Source organism: Chitinibacter sp. SCUT-21 (genome assembly GCA_041874755.1).
Lineage (GTDB): Bacteria > Pseudomonadota > Gammaproteobacteria > Burkholderiales > Chitinibacteraceae > Chitinibacter.
This window is the reverse complement of record CP102611.1, coordinates 539926-560063: the sequence shown is the minus strand read 5'-3', so window position 1 is coordinate 560063 and position 20138 is coordinate 539926. Positions and strand designations below refer to the sequence as shown.

The 20138-nt window shown below is 49.0% G+C and carries 15 protein-coding genes, 1 tRNA gene and 2 rRNA genes; 13 read left to right on the top strand and 5 right to left on the bottom strand.

Features of this window, described 5'->3' with window-relative positions; all coding sequences use genetic code 11:
* The first annotated feature begins 3 nt into the window (after nucleotides 1-3).
* From NT239_02585 to NT239_02545, 9 genes are all read left to right on the top strand, one after another.
* Nucleotides 4-79: transfer RNA gene (locus NT239_02585), tRNA-Ala, on the top strand.
* 300 nt (nucleotides 80-379) lie between these two features.
* Nucleotides 380-3266, top strand: a 23S ribosomal RNA gene (locus NT239_02580).
* A 138-nt stretch (nucleotides 3267-3404) separates the two neighbouring features.
* Nucleotides 3405-3518, top strand: a 5S ribosomal RNA gene (rrf, locus tag NT239_02575).
* A gap of 195 nt (nucleotides 3519-3713) precedes the next feature.
* Entirely contained in the window at nucleotides 3714-4340 is a 627-nt protein-coding gene (gene tmk, locus NT239_02570) for a dTMP kinase (protein XGA71747.1), read from the top strand.
* A complete protein-coding gene (gene holB / locus NT239_02565; GenBank protein ID XGA71746.1) occupies nucleotides 4337-5365 on the top strand; it encodes a DNA polymerase III subunit delta' in 1029 nt (342 codons plus the stop codon). Before tmk ends, holB begins: the two co-directional genes overlap by 4 nt.
* A gap of 4 nt (nucleotides 5366-5369) precedes the next feature.
* Nucleotides 5370-5738 carry a PilZ domain-containing protein gene (locus NT239_02560; GenBank protein XGA71745.1) on the top strand — a complete coding sequence of 123 codons (369 nt, stop codon included), beginning with the start codon at nucleotides 5370-5372 and terminating at the stop codon, nucleotides 5736-5738.
* A gap of 91 nt (nucleotides 5739-5829) precedes the next feature.
* The gene (locus NT239_02555) at nucleotides 5830-6600 is read left to right on the top strand and encodes a TatD family hydrolase (GenBank protein XGA71744.1); all 771 of its coding nucleotides are present in this window, start codon (nucleotides 5830-5832) and stop codon (nucleotides 6598-6600) included.
* Nucleotides 6600-7442, top strand: coding sequence for an MBL fold metallo-hydrolase (locus NT239_02550; GenBank protein ID XGA71743.1), 843 nt, complete (start codon nucleotides 6600-6602; stop codon nucleotides 7440-7442). Before NT239_02555 ends, NT239_02550 begins: the two co-directional genes overlap by 1 nt.
* The gene (locus tag NT239_02545) at nucleotides 7396-7770 is read left to right on the top strand and encodes a DUF2237 domain-containing protein (protein XGA71742.1); all 375 of its coding nucleotides are present in this window, start codon (nucleotides 7396-7398) and stop codon (nucleotides 7768-7770) included. Before NT239_02550 ends, NT239_02545 begins: the two co-directional genes overlap by 47 nt.
* 48 nt (nucleotides 7771-7818) lie before the next feature.
* Here the strand turns inward: NT239_02545 and NT239_02540 are convergent, their stop codons facing one another.
* Complete coding sequence (locus NT239_02540) at nucleotides 7819-8595, bottom strand: rRNA pseudouridine synthase (GenBank protein ID XGA71741.1); 777 nt, start codon at nucleotides 8593-8595, stop codon at nucleotides 7819-7821.
* A gap of 128 nt (nucleotides 8596-8723) precedes the next feature.
* On the opposite strand from NT239_02540, the gene NT239_02535 reads away from it, so the two are divergent.
* Nucleotides 8724-10043, top strand: coding sequence for a hemolysin family protein (locus NT239_02535; protein ID XGA71740.1), 1320 nt, complete (start codon nucleotides 8724-8726; stop codon nucleotides 10041-10043).
* Between the two features lie 47 nt (nucleotides 10044-10090).
* Here NT239_02535 and rquA read toward each other — a convergent pair whose 3' ends face one another.
* Complete coding sequence (gene rquA / locus NT239_02530; GenBank protein ID XGA71739.1) at nucleotides 10091-10795, bottom strand: rhodoquinone biosynthesis methyltransferase RquA; 705 nt, start codon at nucleotides 10793-10795, stop codon at nucleotides 10091-10093.
* A 185-nt stretch (nucleotides 10796-10980) separates the two neighbouring features.
* Here rquA and NT239_02525 point away from each other — a divergent pair, with 185 nt between their 5' ends.
* Together NT239_02525 and NT239_02520 are read left to right on the top strand one after the other, a co-directional pair.
* Complete coding sequence (locus NT239_02525) at nucleotides 10981-12468, top strand: aminoacyl-histidine dipeptidase (protein ID XGA71738.1); 1488 nt, start codon at nucleotides 10981-10983, stop codon at nucleotides 12466-12468.
* A 53-nt stretch (nucleotides 12469-12521) separates the two neighbouring features.
* Nucleotides 12522-12992, top strand: coding sequence for a copper chaperone PCu(A)C (locus tag NT239_02520; GenBank protein ID XGA71737.1), 471 nt, complete (start codon nucleotides 12522-12524; stop codon nucleotides 12990-12992).
* Between the two features lie 51 nt (nucleotides 12993-13043).
* Here the strand turns inward: NT239_02520 and NT239_02515 are convergent, their stop codons facing one another.
* Nucleotides 13044-15224, bottom strand: coding sequence for an EAL domain-containing protein (locus tag NT239_02515; protein XGA71736.1), 2181 nt, complete (start codon nucleotides 15222-15224; stop codon nucleotides 13044-13046).
* 171 nt (nucleotides 15225-15395) lie between these two features.
* Here NT239_02515 and NT239_02510 point away from each other — a divergent pair, with 171 nt between their 5' ends.
* Nucleotides 15396-17864 (top strand): EAL domain-containing protein, encoded by a 2469-nt coding sequence (locus NT239_02510; GenBank protein ID XGA71735.1) that lies wholly within the window; start codon nucleotides 15396-15398, stop codon nucleotides 17862-17864.
* A gap of 38 nt (nucleotides 17865-17902) precedes the next feature.
* On the opposite strand, the gene NT239_02505 is transcribed toward NT239_02510, so the two are convergent.
* Nucleotides 17903-18745, bottom strand: coding sequence for an AEC family transporter (locus NT239_02505; GenBank protein XGA71734.1), 843 nt, complete (start codon nucleotides 18743-18745; stop codon nucleotides 17903-17905).
* A 101-nt stretch (nucleotides 18746-18846) separates the two neighbouring features.
* On the bottom strand, nucleotides 18847-20022 hold the full coding sequence (locus NT239_02500) for an FAD-dependent monooxygenase (protein ID XGA71733.1): 1176 nt from the start codon (nucleotides 20020-20022) through the stop codon (nucleotides 18847-18849).
* Nucleotides 20023-20138: the final 116 nt, after the last annotated feature.

Here is a 20138-nt window from a genome sequence, read left to right as displayed (position 1 = left end):
ATTGGGGGATTAGCTCAGTTGGGAGAGCACCTGCTTTGCAAGCAGGGGGTCGTCGGTTCGATCCCGTCATCCTCCACCAATCACAAGAGTTCAGAATTCAGTGAGCAAGCAGATTTATTCTGGTTTGTTTATTTTGTTCTGGTTTCTTAAATCAGAATGCCTTTGGCATCTGTATCGTTCTTTAACAAAATAGAAGAAGTAATATCTCCTAATTAAACAATGTGAGCATCAAGGCAACTTGGTGTGAACAGTAAATAAATTGGGTTGATTGTATCTCTGATCGAAAGATCAGCGTTGAATGACGTGAGAACTCATTCAACAAGTCGTAAATACCGATACTCTAAACCGATGATACGGTAAAACGTGTTTGAGGTTATAGGATCAAGCGAATAAGTGCATCTGGTGGATGCCTTGGCGATGATAGGCGACGAAGGACGTGATAGCCTGCGATAAGCGTGGGGGAGCTGGCAAAGTGCTTTGATCCCACGATTTCCGAATGGGGAAACCCGGCCCTTTTGGGTCACTCATCACTGAATACATAGGTGATGTAGAGCGAACGCGGTGAACTGAAACATCTAAGTAACCGCAGGAAAAGAAATCAACCGAGATTCCCAAAGTAGTGGCGAGCGAAATGGGAAGAGCCTGTACGTGATAACAGTCGTGTTAATAGAACGGAATGGAAAGTCCGGCCATAGTGGGTGATAGCCCCGTATATGAAAACACAATTGTGGTACTAAGCGTACGATAAGTAAGGCGGGACACGAGAAATCCTGTTTGAAGATGGGGGGACCATCCTCCAAGGCTAAATACTCATCATCGACCGATAGTGAACCAGTACCGTGAGGGAAAGGCGAAAAGAACCCCGGGAGGGGAGTGAAATAGAACCTGAAACCGGATGCATACAAACAGTGGGAGCAGACTTGTTCTGTGACTGCGTACCTTTTGTATAATGGGTCAGCGACTTACGTTCAGTAGCAAGCTTAACCAAATAGGGGAGGCGTAGGGAAACCGAGTCCGAATAGGGCGCATAGTTGCTGGGCGTAGACCCGAAACCAAGTGATCTAGCCATGGCCAGGATGAAGGTGCGGTAACACGCACTGGAGGTCCGAACCCACTGACGTTGCAAAGTCAGGGGATGAGCTGTGGCTAGGGGTGAAAGGCTAAACAAACTTGGAAATAGCTGGTTCTCCTCGAAAACTATTTAGGTAGTGCCTCATGTATCACTGACGGGGGTAAAGCACTGTTATGGCTAGGGGGTCATCGCGACTTACCAAACCATGGCAAACTCTGAATACCGTCAAGTGCGAGCATGGGAGACAGTCCTGGGGTGCTAACGTCCTGGGACAAGAGGGAAACAACCCAGACCGCCGTCTAAGGTCCCAAATGATCAATTAAGTGGAAAACGAGGTGGGAAGGCATAGACAGCCAGGATGTTGGCTTAGAAGCAGCCATCATTTAAAGAAAGCGTAATAGCTCACTGGTCGAGTCGTCCTGCGCGGAAGATGTAACGGGGCTCAAATTGATAACCGAAGACGCGGATATGTACGATGTACATATGGTAGAGGAGCGTTCTGTAAGCCTGTGAAGGTGTCTTGAGAAGGATGCTGGAGGTATCAGAAGTGCGAATGCTGACATGAGTAGCGATAAAGGGGGTGAAAAGCCCCCTCACCGAAAACCCCAGGTTTCCTGCGCAACGTTCATCGGCGCAGGGTGAGTCGGCCCCTAAGGCGAGGCAGAAATGCGTAGTCGATGGGAAACAGGTTAATATTCCTGTACTTGGTATTAGTGCGATGTGGGGACGGAGAAGGTTACCTCAGCCAACGGTTGGAAGAGTTGGTTTAAGCGTGTAGGTGTGTGGCTTAGGCAAATCCGGGCTGCTTTAACACTGAGGCGTGATGACGAGTCTACTTGTAGACGAAGTGAGCGATACCCTGCTTCCAAGAAAAGCCACTAAGCTTCAGCTAATATCGAACCGTACCGCAAACCGACACAGGTGGGTAGGATGAGAATTCTAAGGTGCTTGAGAGAACTCGGGAGAAGGAACTCGGCAAATTGACACCGTAACTTCGGGAGAAGGTGTGCCTCTAGTAGGTGAAGGTGTACAACTGGAGCCCAATGAGGCCGCAGAGAAATGAGGGCTGCGACTGTTTATCAAAAACACAGCACTGTGCTAACACGAAAGTGGATGTATACGGTGTGACGCCTGCCCGGTGCTGGAAGATTAAATGATGGGGTGCAAGCTCTTGATTGAAGTCCCAGTAAACGGCGGCCGTAACTATAACGGTCCTAAGGTAGCGAAATTCCTTGTCGGGTAAGTTCCGACCCGCACGAATGGCGTAACGATGGCCCTACTGTCTCCTCCCGAGACTCAGCGAAGTTGAAGTGTTTGTGAAGATGCAATCTCCCCGCTGCTAGACGGAAAGACCCCGTGAACCTTTACTGTAGCTTTGCATTGGACTTTGAAGTGGTTTGTGTAGGATAGGTGGGAGGCTTTGAAGCAGGAACGCCAGTTTCTGTGGAGCCGTCCTTGAAATACCACCCTGACCCCTTTGAGGTTCTAACCTAGGTCCGTTATCCGGATCGGGGACCGTGCATGGTAGGCAGTTTGACTGGGGCGGTCTCCTCCCAAATTGTAACGGAGGAGCTCGAAGGTCGCCTAGGTACGGTCGGACATCGTACTGATAGTGTAATGGCAAAAGGCGGCTTAACTGCGAGACCGACAAGTCGAGCAGGTGCGAAAGCAGGACATAGTGATCCGGTGGTTCTGAATGGAAGGGCCATCGCTCAACGGATAAAAGGTACTCCGGGGATAACAGGCTGATTCCGCCCAAGAGTTCACATCGACGGCGGAGTTTGGCACCTCGATGTCGGCTCATCACATCCTGGGGCTGTAGCCGGTCCCAAGGGTATGGCTGTTCGCCATTTAAAGTGGTACGTGAGCTGGGTTCAAAACGTCGTGAGACAGTTTGGTCCCTATCTGCAGTGGGCGTTGGAAGTTTGAGGGGGGCTGCTCCTAGTACGAGAGGACCGGAGTGGACTGACCTCTGGTGTACCGGTTGTCACGCCAGTGGCATTGCCGGGTAGCTAAGTCGGGAATAGATAAGCGCTGAAAGCATCTAAGCGCGAAACTAGCCTCAAGATGAGACTTCCCTAGGTCTTTAAGACCTCTAAAGGATCGTTCGAGACCAGGACGTTGATAGGTCGGGTGTGGAAGCGTAGTAATACGTTAAGCTAACCGATACTAATTGCCCGTGAGGCTTGATCCTATAACCTGAGACGCGTTAAGCGACAGGTGCAATCGACCCGATTGTGAATGTTTAAGACAGAGAAATAAGATTACTTCTTCTATTGATTTCGAGTGATTGCAAACCCAATGAGGTAAGCAGTTAACTCAGCCAGTTTTGTCTGGTGACCATAGCGAGGTGGTCCCACTCCTTCCCATCCCGAACAGGACAGTGAAACGCCTCAGCGCCGATGATAGTGCGGATTGCCCGTGTGAAAGTAGGTCATTGCCAGACTCCCTAATAGAAAGCCCAGCTGAATCAGCTGGGCTTTTTGCTTTGCGCCGGAAATGCAGTGGGAGTGTATATACTTAAAGCCAAGCTAGATGGAGTGATGGCAGTCTATACCCATGCTCCATAGTGATGTTCATAATTGGCTACTTAACTCATTCTTATGAGACAATTAACGCATATTCAAACGTAGAAGAATAGATGCGCAAAAATCGCTTTATATCTGTTGAAGGCATTGATGGGGCTGGTAAAAGCACTCATCTAGAATGGCTGTTGAAGTATTTTGCTGAACGTGGCATTCCTTTTGTGCATAGCCGCGAGCCCGGCGGTACGCCCTTGGGCGAAAAACTGCGGACTTTGTTGCTCAATGACGCGATGCATCTAGAAACTGAAGCCTTGCTGATGTTTGCCGCACGCAATGAACATCTGCAAGCTGTAATTCTACCTGCGTTAAATCGCGGCGATTGGGTGCTCTGCGATCGTTTCACAGATGCGACCTATGCTTATCAGTGTGGCGGACGCGGTTTATCGATTGAACGATTTGCACGCTTGGAGCAGTGGGTGCAAAACCATGATGGTGTGCTGATTGAACCAGATTTGACTTTGATTTTCGATGTGCCGCTCGAAGTAAGCCAAGCCCGCATGGCCGGTACGCGGGCGTTGGATCGCTTTGAGCGCGAGCGGGCGGATTTTCACGCGAATGTACGCGCTGCATACCTACAACGTGCGCAAGACAACCCAAAGCGCATACGTGTGATCAATGCTAATCGCACTATTGATGAAATCCAAGCCGAGTTGCACCAGCTGATGGATGAGTTTGTGCAATGAGTCTGAACTTACCTTACCCTTGGTTAGAAAAGCCATGGGCAGAATTGCTGCGCGAAGGCGATCGTTTGCCGCATGCGTTGCTTTTTACTGGTGAGGCGGGGATTGGTAAGCGCGCTCTGGCGCATTATCTGGCGCAATATTTGCTGTGTGAAGATCGCACTAAAGCCAGTCAAGCTTGCGGCATTTGTGACGCCTGTCGTTGGTTTGTCGCAGGCAACCATCCCGATTTTCGCTTGTTACAACCTTCGGATTTGGATGAATCTAGCGAAGAGGCCGAATCAGGCAAAAAGGCTAAGAAAAAATCTGCGGTCATTGGTGTCGATGATGTGCGTGAATTAACTGATTTTGTAAATCTAAGTGCGCACCGTGGTGGCGTTCGTGTGACCATCGTCGCGCCCGCAGAGGCGATGAACACCTCTGCGGCGAATGCGTTTTTAAAAACACTCGAAGAGCCGCCAGCGGGTGCGGTTTTCATTCTGATCTCTGATCATTGGCGTCGGCTATTACCGACAATTCGCAGCCGTTGTCGTGTTTTTCCGCTAACAATACCTGATGCAAAAGTCGCGATGAAATGGCTCTCGGAGCAATCGGTTGTGAACCCGGTATTGCATTTGGCGCATACTGGCGGCGCGCCACTGGCTGCCGCTGATGATGCTAATGCCGAATGGTTGCCTGTGCGTTCAGCTTTGCTTGAGAAATTGGCTGAGCCAGCCACAATGAATGTATTAATGCTGGCGGCCGAGCTAGAAAAAGCCAAGCTCGATAGTTCTTTATTCGTTGATTGGCTACAAAAATGGGTTTATGACGTAATCAGTTTGGGCTTGACTGGCGTTATTCGCTATTATCCTGACTGGCAAGATGCATTACAGCGCGTCGCACCGCGTGGGCATTTGTTGCTAAATTTAATGACCGAATTGAACGAAGCGCAAAAATTAGCGCATCACCCTTTAAATCAGCGTTTAATGCTGGAAGGTTTGTTATTTGCGTATCTTGATGCCCTGCGCGGGCAAGATCGCCGAGGTTAATGCTATGAGTGAAGATACAGTCCGCGTCCCGACATCTCGTCCTGGTGTGCTGTCGCTAAATATCAAAGAAAAAGCGGCGCTCTATGCTTCGTATATGCCGTTTATTAAAGGCGGCGGCATTTTTATCCCGACCAATAAAGGCTACAACCTGGGTGATGAAGTCTTTATGTTGTTGTCGCTGCTCGATGATCCAGCCAAGATTGCTGTTTCGGGCAATGTAGTTTGGATTACACCGCCTGGCGCGCAGAATAATCACCAACAAGGTATCGGCGTTCAGTTTTCTGCCAATGAAGCGGGTAATCAAGCGAAAGTAAAAATCGAAAATTTACTCGGTGGTTATCTGCAGTCGGGGCGTACTACGCATACAATGTAATCGCTGACTTATCGACTTTTTTCAATTAAATCGCGTATCATCAGCAAGATAGCCGCGCCGGCTGGTGCGGCTTTTTTATTTTGGATTTGCCATGAAGTTTGTAGATTCCCACTGTCATATTAATTTCCCCGATTTAGCGCAAGACATAGATGGGCTGTTGCAGCGTATGCAGCAGTACGATGTTAGCCATGCCTTGTGCGTTGCCGTAAATTTGCCAGAGCTCCAGAGCGTATTGGATCTGGCTGCCCGTTACGACAATATTTATGCTTCAGTTGGCGTGCACCCCGATTACGAAGACACGCCTGAGCCTAGTGTTGAGCAATTGGTTCAGTTGGCGCAAACGCCTAAAGTCGTTGCCATTGGCGAGACGGGTTTGGATTATTTTCGCTTAACGGGCGATTTAGAATGGCAACGCGAACGGTTTCGCACGCACATTCGCGCTGCGCGTGAGGTCAATCTGCCGCTAATCATTCACACCCGAGCTTCCTCGGAAGACACGATCCGCATTATGCGCGAAGAGGGCGCAGATCAAGTCGGTGGCGTTATGCACTGCTTTACTGAAAGCTGGGAAGTGGCGCAACAAGCGATGGATTTGGGGTTTTATATTTCCCTTTCGGGTATTGTGACGTTTAAAAAGGCGGAAGAGCTGAAAGACGTTGCGCGTAAAATGCCGCTAGATCGCCTGCTGATTGAAACCGACTCACCGTATCTGGCGCCGATGCCGCATCGTGGCAAGCAAAATCAGCCCGCTTGGGTACGGCACGTGGCCGAGCACATTGCAGAATTAAAAGACCTTAGTTTGCAATCGGTGGCCGATGCCACCACGGACAACTTTTTTAAGCTATTTCATCGAGCAAAATAATGAACGCTGTGCGTTGGCAAGGTGATGTGGAAGTGTTACTGCTTGGTGTTGGTTCGAGCGGTGGCTCCCCTGCGCTCGGTTGCCAATGTCCAACGTGCAGCTCAAACGACGCCCGCAATATTCGCACGCGTGCGTCGGCTGTGATTCGTGCCGGTGGTTTCACATTCTTAATCGATACCGGCCCCGATCTGCGCCAGCAAGCATTGCGTGAACAACTGCTGCATGTTGATGCCGTGCTTTATACCCATCCGCACGCCGATCATTTAAATGGCATTGATGATCTGCGTGCTTTTTGCTGGCTACAAAAGGCGGCTTTACCGACGTTTGGTAATCGCTTAATGCTGACGCATATTCGCGAGCGCTTTCTGTACACCTTGATGAAGCCATCGGATTTTTGGGATAAGCCGGTACTCGAATTGCACGAAGTTGAAAGTGAACCGTTTGACTTTAAAGGCGTCACAATCGAGCCAATCCCTGTCATGCACGGCAAGTGGCCCATTCTAGGCTGGCGCATTGGCGGTGTCGCGTATTTGACCGACGTGTCTGAATTGAGCGAAGACTGCATTGCACGGCTACAAGGCCTCAAGGTTTTATTCTTAGATTGCTTGCGCGAAAAGCCGCACCCAACGCATCTATCGGTTGAGCAAGCAATTGCGCTAGCGCAGCGCATCGCCGCTCAGCAAACTGTAATGATTCATATGACGCACGAGCTCGAATACCACGCGCTCAGTTTGCGTTTACCCGCAGGCATGGTCGTTGGTTTTGATGGCATGAAAATTCAAATAGGAAGCAAAGATGAGCCTCAACGTTCTGGGCCAGCCACTGCAAGCATGCAGTTTTGATCCGTTAACAGGCTATTTGCGCGACGGCTGTTGCAGTCATCACGACAGCGATCGGGGGCAACATATCGTTTGCGCGGTGATGAGTGAGCAGTTTTTAAAATTCTCAAAACTATCCGGCAACGATTTATCCACGCCGCGCCCTGAATATGACTTCGCAGGGCTGAAAGCCGGCGATCAATGGTGCTTATGTGCATTGCGCTGGTTAGAGGCATTGCAAAAGGGCGCAGCGCCAAAAATCGTTTTAGCGGCAACGCATGAAAATATCCTCGACTTGATTTCCTTGGAAACCTTGGTCGCGTATGCAATCGACCGTCCATATTTTGAATAGGGTATATGGCTGTAGTTATTATCAGTAAATAGCTGTGGTCATATACTGCTAGTGGGTTAGCTTTTTCAAGTCTTCTGCATCCAATTCACGCCACTGTCCCTTGGCAAGCTCACCCAGGTGTAAGCGGCCAATTGCGACACGAATTAGCCGCAAAGTGTTGATGCCATTGGCTTCGAGTAGTCGACGGATATGGCGGTTTTTGCCTTCGTCTAGCGTCACTTCCAGCCACGCATTTTTGTCGCCGCTGCGCAAAATGCTGACTTTTTTCGCTGCCAGCATTGTGCCATCTTCCATCTGTACGCCGCGCTGCATGCGCTCGATCAATGTTTCATCACCCTGTTGATCGATTTGCACATGATAAATCTTGTCCAAATGGCTGCTCGGGTCGGTTAAGCGTGCAGCCCAGCGCGTATCGTTGGTGAACAGCAGCAATCCTTCGCTGGCTTTATCTAACCGTCCCACTGGGCCTATGTGCGGCAGTGGCGTTCCTTCAAAGCAGGAAAACACCGTCGTACGGCCTTGCTCATCGTTGGCGCTGGTAATCAGGCCGCGCGGTTTGTTCAGCATTAGATAAATAAACTGCGGCGCAGCGACGTTTTGCCCTTTCACTGCTAGCTGATCTTTTTCGATATTAATCCGCAACTCAGGGTCGACACAGACCTTGCCATTAATCGTAACGTCACCCGCTTTAACCAGTTTCTCGCCTTCGCTGCGCGAGCAAAAGCCAAGTTTGGATAAGGCGCGCGCTAGGCTAACCAAATTGGCGCTTTTGACTGTTGGTCTAGCAGTAGAAACGGGGCGTTGAGGCGGTTTTTTCTTAAGCATGGCTGCGTTTTGGGTGTTTAGCGCAGCAATTTTACCGTGAATGCGTGCTCGGTTCGCGAAAAAGGACGTAAAAAGCTAGAATAAGTTGGTCGACATTTCGGACGGGCTAGCTAAACAATGCCCGCATTATGGATAATTTTTTATTAACGGTGTTTGCGCTGTTTTTAGTGGCGCTGAATGGTTTTTTTGTTGCCGCAGAATTTGGTCTGGTCAAATTGCGGCAAACTCGGGTGCAAAGCATTGCCAAAACAGGCTGGCGTGGGCAGATTTTACGCAAGGTCCATGGCCAGCTCGACGCGTATTTATCGGCTTGTCAGCTTGGCATTACCTTGGCTTCATTGGGCTTGGGTTGGATTGGCGAGCCTGCATTTGCCGGTTTGTTAGAGCCCATGTTGTTGCTGATTGGTGTTGAGTCTCAAGCGCTAATTCATAGCATTTCCTTTTTCTTTGCCTTTACGCTGATTTCCTTTTTGCACATTGTGGTGGGTGAGCTTGCGCCCAAATCATTGGCGATTCGCCGCCCCGAGCGTGTGGCGCTGTGGACGGCCACGCCACTGTATTTCTTTTATTGGCTGATGTATCCGGCGATTTGGTTACTTAATCGTAGCGCCAATAGCGTGTTGCGCTTGGCCGGGTTGGATGCCAATGCCGCGCATGATAGTCATTATTCGTATGATGAGCTCAAATTGATTTTGCGCACCAATCAAGACCACGAGGAAATGGCCCCCAACGAATGGAATGTGGTCGCACAATCGCTCGATTTTAGCCGCCTCAAAGTCGCTGATTTGATGCGGCCGTTTCATGAAGCGGCGGTATTGCATGTCGATCGCACGCTGGATGAAAACCTGCAAACCATCTCAGAGCAGCGTTTTAGCCGGTATCCCTATGTAGATGAAGATGGGCAGGTGCTTGGGGTTATCCATTTAAAGAACCTCTTTTTAGCCGAGCTACGCGATACCGAGCTTAAAGATTTACGCGCTTTTGTTCGCCCCGTCGAAGAGGTCAGCCCTGAAACGCCGGTGATGGAGTTATTTCGTCGTTTTCGCGCCGGTGCGCCGCATTTTGCGATTGTGGCTTATGGCGACGAGCCGCCACTGGGTTTTTTAACCTTGGATAATCTGCTTGCAGCCTTGGTTGGCGAAATTCGCGATGAGTTTCGCCAAAGTCGTAATGATTGGATGCAGCAAGACGATGGCTCATTGTTGGGCAAAGGCAGCTTGCCGCTGTTTTCGCTGGGCCGAGCCCTTGGGATGGATATTGACCATCCCGAGGCGGAAACCGTTGGCGGTTTAGTGCAGTGGAAGCTGGGTGATATTCCGGCTGAGGGTGAGCGGATTGAGTTTGAAGGCTTTGACGTGGTCGTCAAAAAAATGAACGGGCCGAGAATTGTGATGGTGAAAGTGATTCCTCATACTGCCGCGGATGATGTGCTCGATGATGAGGCCTAATAAAAAACGACGCATTCAGCGTCGTTTTTTATTGATGAGTATATTCTTCAAGACTTTCTAGTAACAACCACTGCTTGATATACCCCTGCAAAAATGGTTTCTTTTTGCCAGTTAAATTGCTCGGCATTTGTCGCGTAGCTGCTAATTTCGTTTTCCCATAAGGCGTTGGCAAATGGTTCGAGATAGTGATTAACCACCTTCAGGATATAGCGAATCGGTTGCCAGCGTTTGGGGTTATGGTAGTCTACAAAAATTGCTTTACCGCCGACGGGCACTTGCGCGAGCATATGGTCGACGATTTCGCGTTTTTTCGCGTCGGGTACTTCGTGCAGTAAGAAAAAACTGCAAATCACATCATAACTACCTTCAGCTGCAAAATCAGCCGCGTCGCTACGAATGACTTTGGCCCAAGGCATGTCTTTAAGCTTTTTACTACCGTGCTCAATTTGAATTGGTGTTACATCGGTAAGGTGAAAAGCACCGTGCGGGCCGACCTTTTCTGCGGCGCGCTGAACGAGGTCTCCATACACGTGTGCTAACTGCCAGACACGTTGACCTGGCTCGATATGGCGTAAATAGCGGCGCATTAAACGTTGATCGTTTAGAAACAGCAATACTTTCACAACGATATTACGATCGAGTGCTTTAACCCAGTTCGGGTCGACATAAGCCCAATCGTAGACCTCGGTCATATATTCGGGCACACCCTCGTAGTAGGGATCGTTCGCGAGTAAGGGTGGATTTTTGCTCATAATGACGCTCGGCTTGGTGATGAAGGTTGGGTATATCGTAAGGGTTATCTCTGACAAGAAGTTTGTTTTAACCCAAGGTTTTATTTGATTTCTGCTATCAGTGCATCTCCTAGTGGGCTTCATGGGTCTGTAGTGATATGCTGAATCACCGTTTTAATATTACGTTGTATAACTACGAGCCTTGTATGTCGATTGAACAGCTAAGCCCCACAGCACTTTGGCAACATTTTGCGCAAATATGCCAATTTCCTCGCCCATCAAAACATGAAATTGCGTTGCGCGATTATCTGCAAGGCTGGGCTCAGTCTAAGAATCTGACCACTAAAATTGATCAGGTGGGCAATCTAATTATTCGCAAAGCGGCTAGCCCTGGTATGGAGCAGCGTATCGGTGTGGTTTTGCAGGCACATTTAGATATGGTGGCGCAAAAAAATGAAACTACCCTGCATGATTTTTTAACTGATCCAATCTTGCCGCGCATTGATGGTGATTGGGTAAGGGCAAGCGGTACGACTTTGGGGGCGGATAATGGCATTGGTGTTGCCGCCGCTTTGGCTGTTCTTGGCAGTGAAGATCTGGTGCACGGCCCGATTGAAGTTTTGCTAACCATAGACGAAGAAGCAGGTATGACGGGCGCGCAGGGGCTAGAAGGCGGTTTGTTACAAGGCCAATACTTGCTCAATCTGGACACCGAAGATTGGGGGGAGGTTTATGTAGGTTGCGCCGGTGGAGTTGATGTCGAACTCAATCGTTCTTTGCATAGCGAGCCACTCCCAGCGGGCTTTGTGATCCGTGAGCTGGCTGTGACTGGTTTGAAAGGTGGTCATTCTGGTGTTGATATACACTTGGACAGGGGTAATGCTATTAAGGTAATGGCTAGATTGATTTCTAAGGCAATACCCCTGTTTGAGCCTAGGCTGGTGTCGATGCGGGGCGGTACGCTGCGAAATGCTTTGCCCCGTGAAGCTTTCGCAACGGTGGCGATTCCTGCCTGCGATGCCGTGCAATTTGATCGTTTTGTCGCAGAGTTTGCAGAGCAGGTGCAGTTAGAGTTGGCATTCAGTGAGCCAAGCTGTGCGTTAACTTGCAAGCCCGTCGAAGCGGCAGAGGTGCTTACGCTTAGCCGTATTGATACACGTTTGGTGATCGATCTATTACTGGCCCTACCACATGGTGTTCGTCGCTGGAGTCCATCGGTTGCCGGGGTGGTGGAAACGTCAAATAATCTTGGCGTGGTGCGTATTGATGGACGCCGTTTTGAGGCGGTATTGATGCTACGTTCACTCACGGATTTGGGATTGCAGGAATTGCAATCAATGATTGAATCTGTGGCGCGGTTGGGGCAGCTTAATATTGAGGCATCGGGAGCTTATCCTGGTTGGGCGCCTGATTTAGCTTCTGGCGCATTAAAATTAGTCCAAGATGTTTATCAAGCTTTATATAGTGATGTTCCTGCGGTGAAGGTAATTCACGCCGGCTTAGAATGTGGGTTGATTGGGCGTGCCTACCCCAATCTGGAAATGGTGTCTTTCGGACCTACTATTCGTGGCGCGCATTCTCCTGATGAGCGGGTGCAAATCAGCACCGTGGCACAATTTTGGGATTTACTTATCGCATGTTTAGCCGCCGTGCCTGTGCTGGAGGCGGAAAAAAAAGTGGCAGAACTGGCTTGAAAAGGTAAAATATTGCACAAACATTACAATAAACGATATTTTTAGAGGTGCATATGAAAGCTGGAATGAAGTTGGGTTTGGCTTTGATGTTAACTATGGGCACCGCTTTAGCTCATGACTATCAAGTCGGTGAACTCAAAATTGGCCACCCATGGACTCGAGCAACGGCTCCAGCAGCGAAAATGGGCGGGGTCTTTCTATCTGTGAATAATCTAGGCGCAGAAGGTGATACCTTGCTAAAGGCTGAAAGCACGGTGGCAGAGTTGACTGAACTGCATAAAATGGAAATGGTCGACGGTGTGATGAAAATGCGCCAAATGACTTCAATTACTATTCCCGCCAAAGGCGAGTTGAAGCTTTCCCCAGGTGGTCTGCATATTATGCTAATCAACCTCAAGCAGCCTTTGCAAGAGGGCGAGAAAATCCCGTTGAAATTAACTTTTGCGAAGGCCGGTGTGGTTGAGGTAAAGGTAAAAGTTGAGGCTATGGGCTCAAAAGGCGTACAAAATGGTGAAAAGCATTAGTTTTTGACCCAGTGCGAGTGATGCGTGCAAAAAGGCCATTGATTCTATAGATCAATGGCTTTTTTTGATTGCTCGCTTTGATAGCCAGGCTTTAAGTTCATTTAGCGGCATTGGTCTGGCATAAAAATAACCTTGTCCAATGGTGCATCCTAATTTCGCCAATCGTTGAGCCTGAATCTGTGTTTCAACACCTTCGGCTACGGTTGATAAGCCAAGGCGCTGAGCTAGGCCAATGATAAGCTCTGCGTATAGGCCGGATTTTTCTTCATCAATGTCATCGATAAAACTCTTATCGATTTTTAAACTACTGATTGGCAGTGCATGTAGTTGTCCTAGTGACGAATAGCCTGTGCCAAAATCATCAATTGCAATCTCTATCCCTTGTGCACGTAATTTCATCAATGAGCTGCGAACATTTTCAGGCTCATCCATTGCAATGCTCTCGGTAATTTCTAATTCGAGCGAGTGAGGTTCTAGTTGATATTTATTCAGGCATTGCTGAATACTTTTACTCAAAAGCCCGGTTCGAAACTGCGGCATACTGATATTGACTGCCATCCGCTTCGGTGCATTTTCGAGTGATTTTAGTTCCTGATACGCCTGGCAGGCTTGATCGAGAACCCAGTCGCCCATTTCAACGATTAGGCCAGAGTATTCAGCCAGTGGGATAAAAACCGCTGGAGATTGGATAAACCCAGCCTCACCGGGCCAGCGCAGCAGTGCTTCAACCCCGACGACTTCATCAGTTTGGAGGTGAACTTGCGGTTGGTACCAGACCTGTAAGATATTGGTCTGAAATGCCGTGCGTAATTGGCGAATAATGTCATGTCGCCAACGCGTATGTGCTTCCATATCGGGGTTAAAACTCATCCAGCGTGGGTGAGGTTTATTTTTGGCTAAGTTAAGTGCAATATTGGCCTGCTCTAATAACTGCACGCCACGGATTTTATGATCATCTATTGTGCGAAACCCGATCGAAATTTGGATTGGAATGCAATGTTGTAAAGCCTGGAGTGGAGTTAAAAATAGATTAAAAAGCTGATCTGGGTTGATCTGTGCTAATGGGCCCAGCACACCAAACACATCATTGCCAAGACGAGCAATTTGGACATCTTTATCGGCAAAACAATCATGTAAACGCCCAGCAAATGAAGTGAGTAGCGCATTTCCCACTTCATAACCCAAGCCGTCATTAATGTCGGCAAAGCGACAAATGTCGAGTATTGCTACGGCATGGGCATGCTGGAAGTTAGATTTTCTGTCGTCGAGTTGCTCAATAAACCAACTGCGATTTCCTAGCTGGGTGAGTTCATCGTGGTAAGCCAGATAATTCAGTCGTTCTAATTGGCAAAGATGCCCTAAGCATGCTGACGCATTGGCGACGAAAACCGTAGCGATTTGCCCTAGATTGATAAATTCGATTAAAGGGGTTGGAAACTGCAAATACACGACCGCCTGATCAGAACCTGCCTGTAAATGCAGCCACATTTCACGCGCATCAAAATCATGACTGGAGTTGGTTTGGGGGCGTCGACTTAAAATTGTCGCCGGGTTTTCTGTTAATGAGCTGGAATAGGCGCCAACATCTTGATTTTTGAGCTCTTCAGAGGTGATTTTTGCAACAAAACCAAGACAAGGTCGGTCAAAAATATCTTGGACGTTATTTAAAATCACCTGTGCAAAATTCTGAAATGTTGTGCACTCCATGAGTTGCGCTTCCGTGCGCACAATCATTTCTAGGCCCCGCCGATTTGCTGAAATGGCACAAATTTGCTCATAACTGCGTAGTGCAGCAGAGAGGGCGGTAATTAAGCGGCTATTGGTCAGCTCCGTTTTTAAGCGGTAATCATTGATGTCATGCAGGTTGAAAATGCCTGGTTCTGGGGCATGGCCAGGTTGTCCGGTGCGTAAAATAATCCTCACTTCTTTTAGATGGAGAATACTGCGAATTTTGGCGACTAAATCAAGTCCGGCAAAATCATCCTCCATCACCACATCGAGCAAAATGACAGCAAAATCATGACGCTTCAATAAAATTTCAAATGCTTCATGAGCACTGTATGCATGAACCAGTTCGACATTTCGCCCTAATAATTGCGTGTTTTTAAGGACGAGACTGGTACTCAAATGGATGTCATGGTCATCGTCCACCACCAAGATGGCCCAAGGGCTAGGCTGCCATTCTGGCTGTTCTTGCTCTTCGCTGGCAAAGATGAGTGTATCGTCGTGCATGCCTTGTGCTCTTTGTTACATCCTCATACTTTAGCAGTTGTTGGCTCTTATGCTCAGTGTTATCGGAATAGATAGACGAAAAATGCGAAACGAGGAAATATAGTCGCAATTGATAAGCAATCTCTAAAGTAGCCTGCCACAGTGAGACTTCATTTTAATCAGCATATTTGGTTGCTAGCCTACCTATGTGCCGCCCTGGTTGATTTTTCTTTATTAAAAACCGAGCATGCTTTTGCTGTTGTAAGCCTAAGCGGTGGCGTGGCGCTGCTGGCTTGTCTCAATCAGGGATGGCGAGTCTTACCTAATTTGGTGGTGGGGTTTGCGCTGCAAGCAATGCTATTGGGCTTGTCATTTGGTGAGGCGATGGTTTGGGTTTGTACCCGTTCGCTTTGCGCTACATTGGCGTGTTATCTAATAAAAAGACGCAGTGCGATGCATGAGTTTCGCACCCAACAAGCCGTAGACTTGCTCTGGTATGGCGCCGGTCTCGCCAGTGCAGTGTATGCGCTGAGCATTACCGAACTACTCCCCCATTGGTTGCCTAATGGCGTCAGCACCTTCAATAGCTTTGCCATGCTGTGGTTGGGTGAGGCATTGGGTTTACTCATTTTGGTACCCTGTTTTTACGCGCTACGCCACGATGGACATGAGTTAAGAGCTAACTGGTTAATCGAAGTAACCACTTTGGTTTCGATTGCAGCCTCGGGCGCGATGTTATTGCTGGCGCATTTTGACCGTGGTAGTTTGCAGCTGACTTATTTGTGTTTTCCATTATTGGCCTGGTCCGCCTTGCGATTGGGGCAGGTTGGGAACTCAGCCCTAACCTTAGTTTGGCTATTAATCTTAGGCAGCCCAACGGTGGGCAATACCTTGCCGTATGACGAGATCGTTAGGCAATTAATTTTGCTTGCGATGGCGTTACAAATGGGAATTTTGCTGTCTAGTATTCGGCGCGAAAATGAACAGGCCGTTGCCGATGCACGCTTAGCTAAGCAGGTCTTCCAGCACGCATCGGAAGGCATCATGATGATTTCCGCAGATCATCACGTGGTTGCGGTAAATCCTGCCTTTAGTCGTATTACCGGCTATTCCGAGGCCGATGCCTTGGGCCGTCCTTCCCGAATATTTGACACCCGCCCTGGAAACCCCAATCACAGTCAAGGTCAATTGCTCAGCGATCTTGAAGCCAGTGGGCATTGGGAAGGCGAAATGCAAGATAAGCGTAAAAGTGGCGAGTTATATCCAGCATGGCTATCGATCAGTGCCGTGCATGATAACGAAGGTCGACTTAGGCGTTATGTGGGGATTTTTTCTGACTACACGAGTCGCAAGCAAGCGGAACAAAAAGCGCAATATTTGGCAAGTCATGATTCACTTACCGAGTTATATAACCGTAATGGATTTCACGAAGCACTCGCTCGGGCTTTGACGCGAGCCAGTACCAAGCGTCGCTGTCTCGCTTTACTGTTTATTGACTTGGATCGGTTTAAATCAATCAATGACACCTTAGGGCATGATATTGGCGATCAGTTGTTGCGCATCGTCGCGCAGCGTTTAGTTCAGCACCTAAAACAAGATGATATTGTTGCCAGATTAGGTGGTGATGAATTTACTGTGGTGCTGGAGAATATCCATCTAATCCGTCAAGTCAATGACGTTGCGGAGCGGCTGTTGCAGGCCATTGCTGAGCCTTATTTGATCAATGGCCAGCAACTCTTTGTCACGGGCTCGATTGGCATTAGTTTGTACCCCAACGATGGTGGCCAAGCATCGCAGCTGATGCGCAACGCCGATTTGGCGATGTATCGCGCGAAAGATATTGGTAAAAATGCCTTTCAGTTTTTCTCGCATGATATGAATAGCCAAAATACTCAGCAGTTCTCTGTGCAGGCCGCCTTGCGTTTTGCTTTAGAGCGTGAGCAATTACAACTGGTTTTTCAGCCGCAAATGAATTTGGCTACCGGGCAATTGAGTGGCATGGAATGTTTACTACGCTGGCAACACCCTGAAATGGGGTGGATTTCACCGGCGGAATTTATTCCAATTGCCGAAGAAACTGGCATGATAATTCCGATTGGGCATTGGGTTTTATTGCAGGCATGCAAAACGGCTCAAGCATGGCGAGATCAAGGCTTGTTGGTGCCGAAAATGGCCGTGAATCTATCGGTGCGACAATTTAAGCCCATGGTATTGGTTGAACAAGTCGCTAGTGTATTGGCAGAAACCGGTTTCCCCGCCTATTTGCTGGAATTGGAAGTGACCGAAAGCCTGATTATGCGGCGTATTAATGAAGCCGTAGAGATTATGAATGCGCTCAAAGCAATGGGGGTCAGCTTAGCGATCGATGATTTCGGCACTGGGTACTCCTCGTTGTCGCAATTGAAAAACCTGCCGCTGGATATTCTAAAAATCGATCGCTCATTTATTGAAGGTTTGCCGCATAACTACGATGACACGGCGATTGCGCAAACCATTATTGCGATGGCAAAAAAATTAAGTCTGAGTGTGGTGGCTGAAGGGGTTGAAACCGAAGCGCAAATGCAAGCTCTGCGCAGTGCTGGGTGCGATACCCTACAGGGCTATTTTTATTCTCATCCGCTCGATGCCGCTGAGATGGCCATGTTAATGCAGAGGGTATAGCTCCCTAGTATAAGCGCTGCCTGTTTTGTGTCGGCATGCTAGGCTAGGGTATTAAAACCAAGCCAGAGTGCCAGTGGAATTGACACCAATGAACATAAAGTGCCTGCAACGACTAAAGCTGCAACCAACTCGGGATCTTGTTGATATTGCTCGGCAAACAGGTAATTGAGTACCGCGGGTGGTAAGGCGGCAAACAGCAGTAAAATTCCAGCTTGGCCACTTGGGAGGTAATGCGCTAAGGGCCAGGCTATAGCTAGACCAACGGCGGGGCAAAGCAAACCACCTAGTAAACCGGCGCCCCAGCGCGTCACTTTAAATTGCGCCATCCGCACGCCTAGCGCGAACAACATCAGTGGTATGGCAATTTCTCCAAGCATTTTAATCGGTTTTAATAGCCAGATCGGTAGTGCTAAGCCGGTGTTTTGTACGAGTAGTCCCGCAGCTAAGGCCCAGATCATCGGCGTCTTCAAGACATCGCTCAATGGTGCCGCGCGGTTAAATAATTTAATGCCTAGCGTGAAATGCAGCAGATTGGTCAGAATGAAAATTGCAATAGCGGCGGGGAAGTGACTTTCGCCAAAGGCAAATAGCCACAAAGGTAGCCCCATATTGCCGGTATTGGTGAACATTTGCGGCACACTAAATGCCAGCTTATTGAAGCCCAAGCGTGCGGCAAGTGCGTAGGCCACCACGCCACTACTCAAAATGATTACCGTGGCAAATAACAATAACTGCCCATATTGGCCAAGCGCCGCATTTTTGCTGGTCATTGCACTGAAGACTAAAAGCGGGGAGAGCAACTCAACGTTCAAGCGGTTAGCAGTGCTCATGTCAACGACGCGATAGCGCGCGTATAGCCAGCCAATAAGCACAATAATCATCACTGGCGCAATAATCTGGAAAAGCGGAGAAAGGGTAAGAAGCCCCATTTTAGGCACGGCTTCTTAGAGAAGGTGCATAAGCAAATCTGCCCTGTGCCTGCTTATCTTGCACCATGAACCATCCGCTGAGCAAAGCCTTTGCGTAGCCACTGGCAATGGTCGATTGCCATTAAAGCCAAGCTGCGCGCATGTTTCATCGGTGCGGCTGGTGAGTCAAAAATGCCAATGAGGCTATCGGTAAAGGCGGTAACCAAGCCAGCGTCGCGCGAGCGTAGCTGGCGATAGCGTTGCAGCATTGCAGCTTCACCTAGGGCAGTCTTTGGCGTTTGGCAGATAATTTGCGCCAGGGTATCGGCGTCACGTAAACCGAGATTAAGTCCTTGTCCCGCCACCGGGTGGAGGGTTTGCGCCGCATTGCCAATCATGACGACGCGTTCACCAACAACCGAATTCAGCGTTTTCAGCGCCAATGGCCAGCTCGCCCGCTCACTGACTGCACTAAAACCTGTAATACGATCGGCAAAGCGCTGCTCAATTTCGGAGATAAATTCCTGCTCAGTCAGCGCTAGACGCGCAGCTGCTTGTTCTGGTGTTTGCGTCCATACTAGGGTGTAGTCAATACCATTGGGGAGTAATGCCATGGGGCCATCATCAGCAAATCGCTCAAAAGCAATACCCTGGTGTGGGTGCTTTGGCGTTACTTTTGCCAGCACCGCGTGTTGCTCGTACGATTTAATGGTTTGCTGAATATCATGTAATTGATCGATGAGTTGGCCGCCGTCCGCCAGCACCAAAAGTCGGCATGTGAGGTGATGTTCGCTGTGATCGCGACTGTCTTGTAGAGTCACTTGGGCAAAACGCGCCAATTGCTCGATCTTACTCACTTTCATTCCCAGAGCGAGTGGAGCCTTGCCCATACTCACTGTGTTCAAGGCATGTTGCGCCAGCGATTGGTAGGGGATGGTGCAGCCAAGTTGGGGCAAATCCAAATCTTGAGCCGTTAACACCGTTCGCCCTAAGGTCCCCGCTTGAGAAACGTGAACTTTGTGGATTGGTGTGGCATCCAATTCATCCGACCAGAGTCCGACTTGGTGAAGTGCAGCAATGCTTGACTGGGCAATCGCGAGGGCACGAGGGTCTTTGCCGACGGCGCATTTGGCTTCAACCAACAGTGCTTGATGGCCACTGTTGATTAGTTTTTGAGCCAATAAGGCCCCAACCGGGCCACCGCCGACAATCAAAATGTCCACATGCAACGGTAAACGTTTAATCAACATAAGCTGCTTCCAACACTGTGAGATGCCCGATCTGAGCGCCGCTATTTTACCGATCAATGCGCCCGGACGCGAGGCATTGGCAACGATCAGACCAACTGACGGGGTTAAAGTCAACT

Excerpts from the sequence above, each read along its gene's own strand:
- tmk (XGA71747.1), top strand. The coding sequence starts at position 3,714 with ATGCGCAAAAATCGCTTTATATCTGTTGAAGGCATTGATGGGGCTGGT.
- holB (XGA71746.1), top strand. The coding sequence starts at position 4,337 with ATGAGTCTGAACTTACCTTACCCTTGGTTAGAAAAGCCATGGGCAGAA.
- NT239_02560 (XGA71745.1), top strand. The coding sequence starts at position 5,370 with ATGAGTGAAGATACAGTCCGCGTCCCGACATCTCGTCCTGGTGTGCTG.
- NT239_02555 (XGA71744.1), top strand. The coding sequence starts at position 5,830 with ATGAAGTTTGTAGATTCCCACTGTCATATTAATTTCCCCGATTTAGCG.
- NT239_02550 (XGA71743.1), top strand. The coding sequence starts at position 6,600 with ATGAACGCTGTGCGTTGGCAAGGTGATGTGGAAGTGTTACTGCTTGGT.
- NT239_02545 (XGA71742.1), top strand. The coding sequence starts at position 7,396 with ATGAGCCTCAACGTTCTGGGCCAGCCACTGCAAGCATGCAGTTTTGAT.
- NT239_02540 (XGA71741.1), bottom strand. The coding sequence starts at position 8,595 with ATGCTTAAGAAAAAACCGCCTCAACGCCCCGTTTCTACTGCTAGACCA.
- NT239_02535 (XGA71740.1), top strand. The coding sequence starts at position 8,724 with ATGGATAATTTTTTATTAACGGTGTTTGCGCTGTTTTTAGTGGCGCTG.
- rquA (XGA71739.1), bottom strand. The coding sequence starts at position 10,795 with ATGAGCAAAAATCCACCCTTACTCGCGAACGATCCCTACTACGAGGGT.
- NT239_02525 (XGA71738.1), top strand. The coding sequence starts at position 10,981 with ATGTCGATTGAACAGCTAAGCCCCACAGCACTTTGGCAACATTTTGCG.
- NT239_02520 (XGA71737.1), top strand. The coding sequence starts at position 12,522 with ATGAAAGCTGGAATGAAGTTGGGTTTGGCTTTGATGTTAACTATGGGC.
- NT239_02515 (XGA71736.1), bottom strand. The coding sequence starts at position 15,224 with ATGCACGACGATACACTCATCTTTGCCAGCGAAGAGCAAGAACAGCCA.
- NT239_02505 (XGA71734.1), bottom strand. The coding sequence starts at position 18,745 with ATGATTATTGTGCTTATTGGCTGGCTATACGCGCGCTATCGCGTCGTT.
- NT239_02500 (XGA71733.1), bottom strand. The coding sequence starts at position 20,022 with ATGTTGATTAAACGTTTACCGTTGCATGTGGACATTTTGATTGTCGGC.